The sequence below is a fragment of the Streptomyces johnsoniae genome (assembly GCF_031845565.1).
In the GTDB taxonomy this organism is placed as follows: Bacteria; Actinomycetota; Actinomycetes; order Streptomycetales; family Streptomycetaceae; genus Streptomyces; species Streptomyces johnsoniae.
Genome location: NZ_JAVREV010000021.1, coordinates 36,699 through 49,961, shown reverse-complemented (window position 1 = coordinate 49,961; position 13,263 = coordinate 36,699). Strand labels below are relative to the sequence as shown.

The 13,263-nt window shown below is 72.8% G+C and carries 9 protein-coding genes, 2 pseudogenes and 1 riboswitch; of the genes and pseudogenes, 6 read left to right on the top strand and 5 right to left on the bottom strand.

The features are described from left to right. Positions 1 to 15: 15 nt before the first annotated feature. From RM779_RS29175 to RM779_RS29165, 3 genes are read left to right on the top strand one after another with little or no spacing between them, the layout of a single operon-like run. Positions 16 to 1,980: an alpha-1,4-glucan--maltose-1-phosphate maltosyltransferase gene (locus RM779_RS29175; protein ID WP_311620788.1), complete on the top strand. Its 1,965-nt coding sequence runs from the start codon at positions 16 to 18 to the stop codon at positions 1,978 to 1,980. Beyond that, a complete protein-coding gene (gene treS, locus RM779_RS29170) occupies positions 1,977 to 3,716 on the top strand; it encodes a maltose alpha-D-glucosyltransferase (RefSeq protein WP_311620787.1) in 1,740 nt (579 codons plus the stop codon). The genes RM779_RS29175 and treS overlap by 4 nt, the downstream gene beginning before the upstream one ends. Then, positions 3,713 to 5,215: a maltokinase N-terminal cap-like domain-containing protein gene (locus tag RM779_RS29165; protein WP_311620786.1), complete on the top strand. Its 1,503-nt coding sequence runs from the start codon at positions 3,713 to 3,715 to the stop codon at positions 5,213 to 5,215. The genes treS and RM779_RS29165 overlap by 4 nt, the downstream gene beginning before the upstream one ends. Here the strand turns inward: RM779_RS29165 and RM779_RS29160 are convergent. From RM779_RS29160 to RM779_RS29145, 4 genes are all read right to left on the bottom strand, one after another. Further along, positions 5,169 to 5,834, bottom strand: a complete 666-nt coding sequence (locus RM779_RS29160) for a ScbR family autoregulator-binding transcription factor (protein WP_077061244.1) — start codon at positions 5,832 to 5,834, stop codon at positions 5,169 to 5,171. The genes RM779_RS29165 and RM779_RS29160 overlap by 47 nt on opposite strands. Before the next feature lie 284 nt (positions 5,835 to 6,118). After that, positions 6,119 to 7,138: a ScbR family autoregulator-binding transcription factor gene (locus RM779_RS29155; protein ID WP_311620785.1), complete on the bottom strand. Its 1,020-nt coding sequence runs from the start codon at positions 7,136 to 7,138 to the stop codon at positions 6,119 to 6,121. A 418-nt stretch (positions 7,139 to 7,556) separates the two neighbouring features. Then, entirely contained in the window at positions 7,557 to 8,744 is a 1,188-nt protein-coding gene (locus RM779_RS29150; RefSeq protein WP_311620784.1) for an IS701 family transposase, read from the bottom strand. 738 nt (positions 8,745 to 9,482) lie between these two features. After that, the gene (locus RM779_RS29145; protein ID WP_311620783.1) at positions 9,483 to 10,010 is read right to left on the bottom strand and encodes a GNAT family N-acetyltransferase; all 528 of its coding nucleotides are present in this window, start codon (positions 10,008 to 10,010) and stop codon (positions 9,483 to 9,485) included. A gap of 436 nt (positions 10,011 to 10,446) precedes the next feature. On the opposite strand from RM779_RS29145, the gene RM779_RS29140 reads away from it, so the two are divergent. Next, positions 10,447 to 11,112 (top strand): M23 family metallopeptidase, encoded by a 666-nt coding sequence (locus tag RM779_RS29140; RefSeq protein WP_311620782.1) that lies wholly within the window; start codon positions 10,447 to 10,449, stop codon positions 11,110 to 11,112. A 154-nt stretch (positions 11,113 to 11,266) separates the two neighbouring features. Here the strand turns inward: RM779_RS29140 and RM779_RS29135 are convergent, their stop codons facing one another. Continuing rightward, on the bottom strand, positions 11,267 to 11,911 hold the full coding sequence (locus tag RM779_RS29135; RefSeq protein WP_311620781.1) for a hypothetical protein: 645 nt from the start codon (positions 11,909 to 11,911) through the stop codon (positions 11,267 to 11,269). Positions 11,912 to 12,068: 157 nt separating this feature from the next. After that, positions 12,069 to 12,157: riboswitch (ZMP/ZTP riboswitch) on the top strand. Positions 12,158 to 12,179: 22 nt separating this feature from the next. On the opposite strand from RM779_RS29135, the pseudogene RM779_RS29130 reads away from it, so the two are divergent. After that, a pseudogene (locus tag RM779_RS29130) lies at positions 12,180 to 12,638 on the top strand (tetrahydrofolate dehydrogenase/cyclohydrolase catalytic domain-containing protein); the annotation flags it as partial. Between the two features lie 191 nt (positions 12,639 to 12,829). After that, positions 12,830 to 13,246, top strand: a pseudogene (locus RM779_RS29125) (bifunctional 5,10-methylene-tetrahydrofolate dehydrogenase/5,10-methylene-tetrahydrofolate cyclohydrolase); the annotation flags it as partial. Positions 13,247 to 13,263: the final 17 nt, after the last annotated feature.

The following is a 13,263-nucleotide window of genomic DNA, read 5'->3' as shown; positions in this document are numbered from 1 at the left end:
GAAGGGGACCACGATATGAGCGGCAGACTGGCCGTATCGGAAATCTCACCCGTCGTCAGCGGCGGCTGCCACCCGGCGAAGGCCGTGGTGGGCGAGCACGTGCCGGTGACGGCGACCATCTGGCGCGAGGGACACGAAAGCCTGGCCGCCGCGGTCGTCTGGTCGGGTCCCGGCCCCGACGCGCGACCGGTGACGGTACCCATGACCCTGGCCGACGAGGGGCTCGACCGGTGGCGCGCCACGGTGGTGCCCGACCGGCCCGGCATGTGGTCCTACCGGGTCGACGCCTGGGGCGACCCCTGGGCGACCTGGCTGCACACCATCCGGGCCAAGACCGGCGCCGGGCTGCGCGCCGCGGCGCTGGCCAACGACCTCGCCACCGGGGCCGCGCTGCTCGACCGGCTCGCCGCGCAGGCCGCGGAGCCGGCCGCGGCCCGGGCGGCGGCGGCGCGGCTGCGGCGCGCCGACCTGCCGCTCGACCGGCGGCTCGCCCCCGCGCTCGGCGAGGACGTCGCCGCGCTGGCCGCGCGGCACCCGCTGCGCGAACTGCTGACCCGCGGCCCGGTGCACCGCGTCTTCGCCGACCGCACCCGGGCGCTGCACGGCGCCTGGTACGAGCTGTTCCCGCGTTCCACCGGCGGGCGGGACGACCGCGGCCGCCCGCGGCACGGCACGTTCGCCACGGCGGCGGCCGACCTGCCGCGCATCGCCGCGATGGGCTTCGACGTGGTGTACCTGCCGCCCGTCCACCCGATCGGCACCACCCACCGCAAGGGCCGCGACAACGCCCTGACCGCGGGCCCGGACGACGTCGGCTCCCCGTGGGCCGTGGGCTCGGCCGAGGGCGGGCACGACGCGGTGCACCCGGCGCTCGGCACGGCCGAGGACTTCCGCGGCTTCGTCGCGGCGGCCCGCGGCCTCGGGCTGGAGGTCGCGCTCGACCTCGCCTTCCAGTGCTCGCCCGACCACCCCTGGGTCAGGGAGCACCCGGAGTGGTTCACGGCGCGGCCGGACGGCACGATCGCCTACGCGGAAAACCCGCCCAAGCGCTACCAGGACATCTATCCGCTGAATTTCGACAACGACAGGGAAGGGCTGTACGCGGAACTGCTGCGCATCGTCCTGCACTGGGTGGACCAGGGGGTCCTGATCTTCCGGGTGGACAATCCGCACACGAAGCCGCTCGCGTTCTGGCAGTACCTGATATGGCGGGTCAAGGAAACGCATCCTGATGTGCTGTTCCTGGCCGAGGCATTCACCCGGCCCGCGGTGCTGAAGGATCTGGCCCGCGTCGGGTTCACGCAGTCCTACACGTATTTCACGTGGCGTACGGGCAAACAGGAACTCACCGACTACGCGCGGGAACTCGCCGCGGAGGCCGACTTCCTGCGGCCGAACTTCTTCGTGAACACACCCGACATCCTGCCCGCGGGGCTCCAGCACGGCGGCCCCGGCATGTTCGCGCTGCGCGCCGCGCTGGCCGCTACCCTCTCGCCCACCTGGGGCGTCTACTCCGGCTTCGAGCTGTACGAGCACCTGCCGGTGCGGCAGGGCACCGAGGAGTACCTGTCCTCGGAGAAGTACGAGCTGCGGCCCCGCGACCACGCGGCGGCCGAGGCCGCCGGGCGCAGCCTCGCCCCGTGGCTCACGCTGCTGAACCGCGTGCGCCGCGCGCACCCGGCGCTCAGGCAGCTGCGCCGCATCGACTTCCTCGACGTCGACAACGACGCGCTGCTCGCCTACGTCAAGACCGACCCGGCGACCGGCGACGCCGTGCTGTGCGTCGTCACCCTCAACCCGTTCGGCGCCGAGGAGGGAACGGTGCGCGGCGCGCCCGCCGCGTTCGGCGCCGCGGACCGGCCGCTGGTGCTGCGCGACGAGGCCACCGGCGAACTCGTGCCCTGGGACGGGGCCACGCGGGTCCGCATCGATCCGGCGCGGGCCGTGGCCCGGCTGCTGACGAAGGAGCTGCCGCGATGAGCAGGCGCATCGCCCCCGGGGTCATCGTCGAGCCCGCCTCCGAGGCGTTCGGCACGGCCCGCGCGCTGCCGGTTGAGCCCGATTGGTTCAAGCGGGCCGTCTTCTACGAGGTGCTGGTCCGCTCGTTCTACGACTCCGACGCCGACGGCACCGGCGACATGAAGGGCCTGGCGGAGAAGCTGGACTACCTGCGCTGGCTCGGCGTCGACTGCCTGTGGCTGCCGCCGTTCTACGCCTCGCCGCTGCGCGACGGCGGCTACGACATCAGCGACTACCGCGCGGTGCTGCCGGAGTTCGGCACCATCGACGACTTCGTCGGCCTGGTCGACGCCGCGCACGCCCGCGGCATCCGCGTCATCACCGACCTGGTGATGAACCACACCTCCGACGCGCACCCCTGGTTCCAGGAGTCCCGCCGGCACCCGGAAGGCCCGTACGGGGACTTCTACATGTGGGCCGACGACGACACCGGGTACCCGGACGCGCGCATCATCTTCGTCGACACCGAGACGTCGAACTGGACGTACGACCCGGTCCGCGGTCAGTACTACTGGCACCGGTTCTTCTCCCACCAGCCCGACCTGAACTACGAGAACCCGCGCGTGCAGGACGCGATGCTGGACGCGCTGCGCTTCTGGCTCGACCTCGGCATCGACGGCTTCCGCCTGGACGCGGTGCCCTACCTGTTCGCGCAGGAGGGCACCAACTGCGAGAACCTGCCGCGGACCCACGCGTTCCTCAAGGGCGTCCGGAAGATCGTGGACGCCGAGTACCCGGGGCGCGTTCTGCTGGCCGAGGCCAACCAGTGGCCGGCCGACGCCGTCGAGTACTTCGGCGACCCGGCGCAGGGCGGCGACGAGTGCCATATGGCGTTCCACTTCCCGCTGATGCCGCGGATCTTCATGGCGCTGCGGCAGGAGGACCGCACCCCGGTCTCGGAGATCGTCGCCCGCACCCCCGGCATCCCCGAGCACTGCCAGTGGGGCATCTTCCTGCGCAACCACGACGAGCTGACCCTCGAAATGGTCACCGACGAGGAACGCGCCTACATGTACGAGGAGTTCGCGCCCGAGCCGCGGATGCGGGCCAATATCGGCATCCGCCGGCGCCTCGCGCCGCTGCTCGACAACGACCGCAGGCAGCTGGAGCTGGTCACCTCGCTGCTGCTGTCGCTGCCGGGCTCGCCGATCCTCTACTACGGCGACGAGATCGGCATGGGCGACAACATATGGCTCGCCGACCGGGACGCGGTGCGCACCCCGATGCAGTGGACGCCGGACCGGAACGCGGGCTTCTCCGCGGCCGACCCCGGCCGGCTGGACCTGCCGGTGATCATGGACCCGGTCTTCGGGCACCCCGCGGTGAACGTCGAGGCGCAGCTGCGCTCCCCGGCCTCGCTGCTCCAGTGGACCCGGCGGATGCTGACCATCCGCAGGCGGCACCCGGCGTTCGGACTCGGGACCTTCCGTGAGGTGGAGACCTCCAACCCGGCCGTGCTCGCCTTCATCCGCCACTACCGGGGCCCCGACGGCTCCCACGACCAGGTGCTGTGCGTGAACAACTTCTCGCGCATGCCGCAGCCGGTCTCCCTCTCCCTGCCGGACGCGGCGGGCGCCGGGCTGGTCGAACTGACCGGCGCCGTGACGTTCCCCGCCCTCGGCTCCGCCCCCTACCAGCTGACGCTCCCGGGACACGGCGTCTACTGGTTCGGCGTCGAAAGGCCGGAACAGCCGTGACGCACGCCCCACTTGACCCGACCGACGTGCTGCGCTCGCCCGAGGTCCGCGCCGCCCTGGCCGCATGGCTGCCGCGGCAGCGCTGGTTCGCCGCGGCCGGCGGGCGCCTGCCGCGGCCCGCGGTCGTGCGCACCCACACGTTCCACCGCGCGGGCGGCACGGCCGGGGTGATCGCGCTGGTGCGCGACGAGGCGACGGCCGGCCGCGCGGGCGGCGACTACCAGGTGCCGCTCGGCGTCGGACCCGCGGACGCGGCGCCGCCCGGCGCCGCGGTGATCGCGCGGCCGGGCGGCACCGCCGTGTGGGACGCACTCGCGGACGCCTCGCTCGTCGGCGTGCTGATCGCGCACGTCGCCGCCGGGCACGAACGCGACGGGCTGCGCTTCCGCGCCGAACCCCCAGGGTTCCGCCCGCCGCGGCCCGCGGCGCCGGTGCGCCCGCCGGGCGCCGAGCAGACCAACACCTCGGTGGTGGTGGACGAGCGGTACATCCTGAAGGTCTTCCGGCGCGTACTGCCGGGCCCCAACCCGGACCTGGTGCTGCACCGCATGCTGCGGGACGCGGGCTCGCCGCACGTCACGCCGCTGCTCGGCGCCGTGGAGTCCGAAGGACCTGACGGGCCGGGCGGCGCGCCCGCCACCCTGGCCACGGTGCAGACCTACCTGCCGCGGGCCGCCGACGGCTGGGAGCTGGCGCTGGCCGGTGCGGGCGCGGGCGCCGGTGCGGGCGCCGGTGCGGGTGCGGGCGCGGGTGCAGGCGCGGGTGCGGGCGCCGGGGACTTCACCGCGGAGGCCCGCAGGCTCGGGGAAGCCGTCGCCGCGGTCCACCGCGACCTGGCCGCCGCCGGCGGGGTGACGCCGCTCGGCGCCGCGGACTACGCGGCGCTGGCCGCCTCGTTCCTCCGGCGGCTGGACGCGGCGCTTGCCGCGGCGCCGCGGCTGGCCCGGCACGCGCCGGGCCTGCGCGCGGCGTTCGCGGCAGTCGCGGACCTGGACCCGGCGGCCGGGCGGACCGCGCACCTCGTGCACGGCGACCTGCACCTGGGCCAGACGCTGCGCACGGCGGACGGCTGGCTGCTGATCGACTTCGAGGGCGAGCCGCTGGCCGCGTCCCACGGCGAGAGCGGCGCCGCCCACTCCCCGCTGCGGGACGTCGCCGGGATGCTGCGTTCCTTCGACTACGCCGCGCACCACGGCCTCACCGGCGCCGCGGCGGACACCCCCGCGGGTCCGCGGCGCCGCGCCGCGGCCCTGCGGTGGGCCGAACGCAGCGCGGACGCCTTCTGGCGCGGGTACGCGCGGGCCGCGGGCCGCGAACCGGCCGAGGACGCGGCGCTGTTGCGGGCCTACGAGCTGGACAAGGCGGTGTACGAGGTGCTGTACGAGACGCGGTACCGGCCGGCGTGGGCGTGGATTCCCCTCCAGTTCCTCAGGCGCGCGCTGCCCGCCCGCGTCAGCACAGCGCGTCGCCGCAACAGTGGCTCGCGGAGGTCCCGTTGACCATGGCGATGACATCGGCGCTGCCGTGGGGGCGCAGCCGCGGCAGGACGGACTCCTGGACCATGCCGGGGAGCGCGACCCGCCACCAGGTGGTGAGCCGCTCCACTAGATCGGCGCGGTCGCAGGCGACCGCCGACAGTAACTGCACCCCCGTGAAGGAGCCGATGATCATGTAGGCCAGGTCCTCGGGGCTGGCGCCGGGACGCAGCTCCCCGTGGTCCTTCGCCAGCATCAGCTGGCTGCGGCACAGTTCCGTCCACCAGTGGTACATCCCCGGGTCGGACTCGCCGAGCACGCCCTGCTCGACGGTCAGCCGCACGCCGGCCCGCAGCAGCGTGTTGGTGGCGAAGGACCGCGCCACCCCGTGCGTGATGTCGATGACCGTCTGCGCGTGGAGGCCCGTGTTGGTGAGCATGACCGAACGCCGCTGCTCCGCCATGACGCTGCGGGCCAGGGCCTCCTTGGAGTCGAAGTGGAAGTAGAGAGCGCCCTTGGTGACGCCCGCGGCTCGGAGAATGTCCGTGATGCTGGCCGACGCGTACCCGTGTTCGTCGAAGACGGCCGCGGCGGCTTCGATCACACGGCGCCTGGTGCGCAACGCCCGCTGCTGGGTGGCCAAACGAACCTCCTGGTGGTGAGCCGCAACACGCCGCGGCCCGCGAAAGCCGCGTGCTGGCCGGGGCCTTGCCGTGAGCGAGTCGGTCACGTCCAAAACAAACCGTTTGGTGCGTACTTTAACGGGGGCGTTTGGGTGCTCACGGTGATCTGTTACGGGACCGGAACCCGGGACGCGCCTTCTGGCCGGATGGTCAGGCTTGTCCCGCGCCACGGCGGCGCGGCGGCACGCGCCCCGCGCTCCGCCGGTGGGCGGAGCGCGGGAGCGGCGGGCGCGCGGCCGGGCGGTTACCCGGCCGAGGCGACGTCCGGCACGGCACCGGCGGCCGGCCGCGGGGAGACCGGTTGCGGCGGAACGGGCGGCCGCGGCAAACGAGGCGAGTCCGGCACACGGACCGACCCCGGCTCGCGAGCCGACTCCGGGTCACAAACCGGCTCCGTTGCACGGCTCGGCTCCGGCTCGCGGACCGACCCGGGGTCACGGGCCGAATCCGGCTCGCGGACCGACCCGGGGTCACGGACCGACCCCGGGTGGCGGGCCAGCTCCGGGTCACGGACCGACTCCGATGCACGGACCGAGTCCGGGTCGCGAGCCGACCCCGGCACACGGACCGACCCCGGGTCACGGGCCGAGTCCGGGGCGCGGGCCGAGTCCGGGTCACGGGCCGGCTCCGGGGCGCGGGCCGGCTTCTCGGTCGGTGCCGCGGTGAGGCGGTACGGCCGCGGGTCGGCGGCCAGGGTCGGCAGCAGCATGCGCCAGATCGAGGTGAGCCGGTCTTCGAGCCCCGGCCCCTCGGCCACCCGCTCGGCGAGCAGTTGGGCGCCGATGACCGCGGCGACGATGGCCTCCGCCGCGGCGTCGCAGTCCACTCCGGCCCGCAGCTCGCGATCGGCGAGCGCACGGGCGAGGTAGCCGCGCACCATGACGACGCAGGAACGCTCCGGCGCGCCCCACGGGCCGTCGAACACGCCCACCTCACGACGCAGGCGCACCCCCGCGTGGGCGGCGGTGCTGCCGTGCAGCAGCCGGGCCACCGCGTAGGAGAAGTCGATGAGCCCCTGGAGCCCCCGCGGCCCCAGCTCCTTGGCGCGTGCCGCAAGAGCGGCCCACGCCACCGCCTCCTCCTCCAGGACGACCTCGGCGACCTGCTGTTTCGACGTGAAGTGGAAGTACAGCGCCCCCTTGGTCACACCCGCGGCCCGAAGGATGTCCGTGAGGGCCGTTCCGTCGTACCCCTGCCGGCCGAACACCTCGGCCGCCGCGTCCAGGATCGCTCGTCGCGTCCTGCGGGCCCTCGTCTGCTGCACTCCCGCCCCTCCTCGGAAAGAAACCGCCGTGCTGTGCGCCCTCGCCCCTTGCATATCACGAAGCGGAGGGACTCAATCCGGCTCGCCCGGCAGGGAATTGGCGGCCGGACGGCATCCGCCGCGCCGCGCGTGCCCCGGACCGCCGGTGGGCGTGGCCGGTGCCTGCGCCTTCACTTCATGTTTGGCTGTATTCGAAAAGTGACGATGCGACGGAAGAACACAGGATGTCGCGAAGCCCGTCACCTTATTCACGCGAGGCACATCCATTCACTCCTGTCGCGGCCCGCGTCCCCTACGCGGTCCGCAGCGCACTCCGGAAGCAGGCGGTGTCCGCCGGCAGCGCGATCTCCCCAGATCGCGTCGGCGGGCACAGAAGGCGGAGGCGGAGGTGTCATGGCCGACACGTGCACTCCTGCTGTCAATTGCACGAACACAGTGCCGAATCATGGCCCCAGCCGATTTTGTCGAACGCGTATGCGGCGGAAACCATGGTCATGTGGTGGTGCCACCCGCGGAACGAGCGCCCCTCGAAGTCCCGCAGGCCGAACCTGTCCTCCAGCTTCTGCATGTCCTCCTTGCTCCGCAGCGACAGCCGGGCCAGGGACATCACCGAGTCAACACGGTGATCGGCCAGGTTGGTGATCCAGAAGCGGGCCGGGCGGCCCAGGGGGAAGATCTCGCTCAGCAGGCGCACCACCCGCGGCGGCGTATGGCGGCCACCTGCGTGGATGCGCACCAGCGAGGAGACGACGCGGCTGCGGCGGGCCTCCGCCTTGACGGGGGCGAGCACGCTGCTGCGCTGCGCGCCCGGGTACTGCACGTAGTCGCGGACGGCCACCACCTTTCCGGTCGCGCCCCGCAAAGCCGGGCGGCGGCTCGAAACGGCACTCAGGTGCGCACCGCCGAGCACCTTCATCGATCCGTCGACTTCGAGGGCGAACGTGAACCCGCGGTCCATCAGCGTCGTGATGAAGTCGTCCGCGTGCCTGAGGTGCCTGATATCGGCGATGACGGGCGCGCGGGCGAGCCCCCACTCCGTGTCCATCTCGCTCACCATGTCGATCGACTCCCGCCATTCCGGCTGCGCTCCCACTCCATCCGGGATATAGGCCGACTTCCTCAACTTCATGTTGTCTCCCCATCTTCGGGGAAGCAGAATCCGCCAATTCACCGGAATGCTTCCCGAACTGTTGGCGAGAAAGGCTCCCACGCCGATCTGGCAATTCAGCGTGCGCCCCGCCTCGGGCAGGAACTGACGTTCCACGCCCACCGATCTGTCTCCTCGCTTGGGTATGGCCGTACGCGCCAGCACCCAGGCCATCGGCCGCTCCGCGGCCTGGATGTGACGCGCCAGTAGGGCCCGGACGGGCTCCCACTCCCACGGACTCTGATTGATGAACTGTTGCAGGGACTGATGCGCCGGAATGGACAGTATGCTATCGGCGATCTTGCGGACGGTTTTCTTTCCCTCGACCAGAAGCAGCCCACGGAGGTACACCTCCGCCCACCGCCGCTGGTCTACCCGCGGCATGGGACTGAAGACTCCATCGGCGAATGACGCGACCGCGTCAGGGATGATTCTCGGGACGATGGTGCTCGCATACATGGACTCCAAACCTCCCGGCCAGCACGTCTCGTTTTGGCGACGGTCTCATGTTTCCTTATGGCATAGGGTGACGCGCAAGTTGAACCTGACGTAGTTGCGATACGACCACGGTTAATGCGGAAGATGCGGTTCACGAGGCAATCAATGACGCACTGGGCAGGGCGAATGACCGCACGCACCGTTGCGAAATAAAACCGCATGCGGGTCCAAAACTTTATTGGCCTTTACCGAGACCTTTACCTGCACCAAGGGGAGCCGGGCCGCTTCTCCCAGATTGGCTGGATACGGCCCTGGCGGGCCGCCTGGCGGCCTGCTCCCCGCACCCGGCCGCGGTCGGCGCCACCGACACAGGAAACGCGCACGACCGGCACGACCTGCACCTTCGGGAAACGCCACCGTGACCCCACGCGCACCACCGCCGCCCCACGGGCAGCGTCCGCGCCCGCGCGGCCGCCCGCGCCCCACGGGAAACCCCCACCGACCCGGCGCGCGAGGGCCGTTGACGCTCTCCTCGCCATATGCCCGTTGCGGCACGGGCCGCCAAAAAAACCGTCCGGTATGCACATTCCCGCCGCGCGGACCCCGATGGCTCACCGGCGGCACACCCCCGCCGCCGCCCGCCACGGAACCTGCATTACACCACCAACCAGGAGGCCACGGCAGTGGGCACCGCCCCGGCAACCCGCAGCCCCCGGCGAACGGGACACCCCCACCCACCGGTTCCCGTCGCCGCGGCTGTCAGCCGAGCCGTTTCGCCATGGACTGCTCCCCGGCCACCCCGGCGGCCCCGGCCACCCCGGCGGCCCCGGCCACCCCGGTCGCCCCGGTCGCCCCGGTCGGCAGCGGCCGGCCCGTCGGGAGGAAGCCGTTGTGTCGGTAGAAGGCGATGGCCCCCACGTTCCCGGGGAGTACGGACAGCCGCAGTGACGTGGCCCCCGACTCCAGGGCCCAGGTCTCGACCGCCGCCAGCAGCCGGCCCCCGACGCCCCGGCCCCGGGCCGCGCGTCCGACCCACACCGACCTCAGCTCGCACACGTCGTCCCTCAGCGGCACCCCCCTGATCATGCCGACGGCGCGGCCGTCCAGCACGGCAACGACGTTGCGCGACCCGGGCAGGGCCAGGCGGGCGCGCCACTGCTCCGCCCCGCCCCGCGGCCAGTCCGCGAGCCGCGCGGTGAACGCGTGCGGGGCATCGGCGAGCGCGGCAAGGCGCGCCTCCCGCCACAGCGGCCAGTCCGACTCGGTCACCACTCTCAAGAACACCATGCCGGGATCATGCCGGGATTCCGCGCCATGTGCCCGCCTTTCCCCGCACCCCCCGAGTGGTGCTCGTCACAGGGAAATCGGTGACCACGACCCAGCTTCGTAGACACGGTAATGACAAAGGTCCCGGGACCTTTGTCACCCGGCTCGGGAATTACGGTCCGACCGCGCGGGACCCCTGCGGGACGGACACCGCCGCCTCCCTCATAGGCGCAGGTCATGACGGGAGAACGCGGGGGGACGCGGGGACCTGCGGCCCCCGTCGCCCCCGGCCGCGCGGCACCGGAACAATGAACGCTATTCCGCCGGTCCCGCACTTTCCCCCGCTACGCCCCAGCTTCGTAAAAGGGCCTCTTGAACCCCTCCGAGCCGCCGTTTATCAATGAACGTGTCCGGCCGTTTCCGGCGGATATCCCAGACTTTGCGAGGTAGTTCTCCCATGCCGAACACCACCACGCTCCGCACCGTGAAGAACCTCCGTCCGCGCTCCAGGACCGGCGTCGCCATAGCCGCCGGACTGTGCGCCTCGGTGGCCGTGACCGGCGCCTCGGTGGCGGCAGGCGACGGCGGCGGCGAGCCCACCCAGGTCTTCGCCCCCGCGACCGCGACCCAGCTTGCCGACGCCACCGGCGCGCAGGCCGACACCCAGCAGGCCGCGGCCGAGAAGGCCGAGGAGCTGGAGAAGACCTGGACCTCGCCGATCGAGGGCGACTACACCCTGTCCGCGACCTACGGCAACAGCGGTGACCGCTGGGCGAGCGGCCACAGCGGCCAGGACTTCGCCGTCGACACCGGCACCCCGGTCCACGCGGCCCACAGCGGCACCGTCGTGAAGGCGGGCGGCAACGGCGCCGGCGACGGCCCCGCCTACGGCAACGCCGTCGTGATCAAGCACGACGACGACACCTTCACCCAGTACGCGCACCTCTCCGAGGTCGACGTGAAGGCGGGGCAGAAGGTCTCGACGAACGACGAGATCGGCCTGTCCGGCAACACCGGTAACAGCAGTGGCCCCCACCTGCACTTCGAGATCCGCACCACGGCCGACTACGGCTCCGCCGTCGACCCCGTGGCCTTCCTGGCGAAGCAGGACCTGAAGCTCTGACCCCCGGGCCGCGCCCCCGCGCCCCCGCGCCCCGGCCCACCCACGGCGCCCTCCCCGCACCGAGCGGGGAGGGCGCCTTCGTGCCCGGCCGGCCCCCGTACCCGGCCGCCCCCGTGACCGGCCGCCGCCCCCGTGCCGGCCGCCGGTCCCGCCGTCAGCGGCTCAGCGCGAGCCCGTGGTCCGCCGCGAAGATGCGGCGGCACGAACCGTCGCAGAAGACGTGCCGGACCCCCTCGTGCTCCAGCGTGAGCACCGTCTCCGCCGCGTCGACCACCATGCCGCACACCGGGTCGAGCGCCATGCCGGGCGGCAGCTCCTGCTCCGTTCCCTGCCGCCCGGTCCGGTAGTCGCGGGTGACGTGCTCCACCAGCTCCTGGCTGCCCAGGGACCGCCCGAAAAGCCCGATGCCGCCCTCCGAGACGCCCACCAGCTGGACGGTGACGTGCGGCTCTTCCCGCACTCGCCCCGGGTCGCGCCCCGCCGCCTCCTCCGTGGCGGCGATGGCGTCCGTCAGCGGGCCGACGACGTGCGGCGCCATGTCCTTGCGCCACGGAGCGGGAACGGTCAACCGCACCAGGTAGCGCGGCGCGTCTGCCGGATCGGCCGCCGGTCGGTCCCCCAGCACCCAGCCCGCGGGCTCGTGCACCAGCACCTGCGTCAGCCGCCGCTGCGCGTCGAGCACCGCCCGCGCGTGGCTGCCGTCCTCCACCATCAGCGCGTCGATCATGCGACGCCCCAGCTCCTGCTTCTCCCGGCCGTCCAGCACCCCCGGCGGAACGTACACGTCGATGAGCAACATCCGGTCCTCCTCGCCTCTCCTCGACTGCCGCCCCACCAGGCTGCCCCCGCGGCCGACCGCGGGCGTCCTGCGGAGGGCGGACTCCCCTCGGGCCCGTACTCCCCGGGCAGTACCCCGGGCCCGTACTCCCCGGGCAGTAACGGCCGCCGGTACCCTGGAGCCGGGCCGTGACTGGCGCCTTCAGGTGGAGCACCACCGGGAAGCGGCCCGGCGATTCCGCCACTGCCGTGCGCCTGGGCACCCCACGACGACCGTGCAGGAGTGGCCCATGTCCGCAGCCCCCACCGCCCGTCTCATGACCGGCACCCACATCGCCCGGGACCTGGTCGAGCGGAGCGCCGCCGCCGCGGCCGACTTCGCCCGCGGCACCGGCCGGGCTCCGTGCCTGGCCACGGTGCTGGTCGGCGAGGACCCCGCCTCGGTGACCTACGTCCGCATGAAGCGCAACCGGTGCGCGAAGGCCGGGATCGACTCCCGCCTCGTCGCGCTGCCCGCGGCCACCACGACCGCGGAGCTGGTGGACACCCTCACCGGCCTGTCCGAGGACCCCGGCGTCGACGGAATCCTGCTCCAGCACCCCGTCGGCCCGCACATCGACGAACGGGCCGCGTTCGAGGCGATCGCCCCGCACAAGGACGTGGACGGCGTCACGACGCGGTCCTTCGCCGCCATGGCCTTCGGCCTGCCCGGATTCCTGTCCGCGACCCCGGGCGGCATCATGCGGCTCAGGCCCTGTCCTGCCGATCTTGCCGGGCCCGCGACGCCGGCTACGGCACCTCGCTGCGTTGTCGCATCACGCAAGTACGGCCAAGTACGAGCTGTGATACTCCGCCTTGCGATGCACCGCATCTGGGGGCACCTCCCGGACGGAGTCTGGGGGAGCCGCGGGCTGATCCGACAAGATCGACAGGACAGGACCTGGACGCGTACGAGGTCGACCCGGCCGGGCGGCACGCCGTCGTCGTCGGCCGCAGCGCGATCCTCGGCAAGCCAGTCGGGATGCTACTGCTCCAGCGGAACGCCACCGTCACGTACTGTCACTCCCGCACCGAGGACCTGGCGGCGGCCGTGCGCCGGGCCGACATCCTGGTGGCCGCCGTCGGCCGGCCCCGTTTCATCCGCGGCGAGGACGTGAAGCCCGGCGCCGTCGTCATCGACGCCGGTTACAACCCGGGCAACGTCGGCGACGTCGACTTCGAGTCGGCGGCGGCGCGCGCCGGTCTCATCACCCCCGTGCCCGGCGGCGTCGGTCCCATGACCATCGCCGTTCTCCTCGCCCAGACCGTCGAGGCCGCCGCCCGCGGGGCCGCCGCGGGCGCGTTCGTTCCGGCCTGATTCCGGCGGTGCCCGCC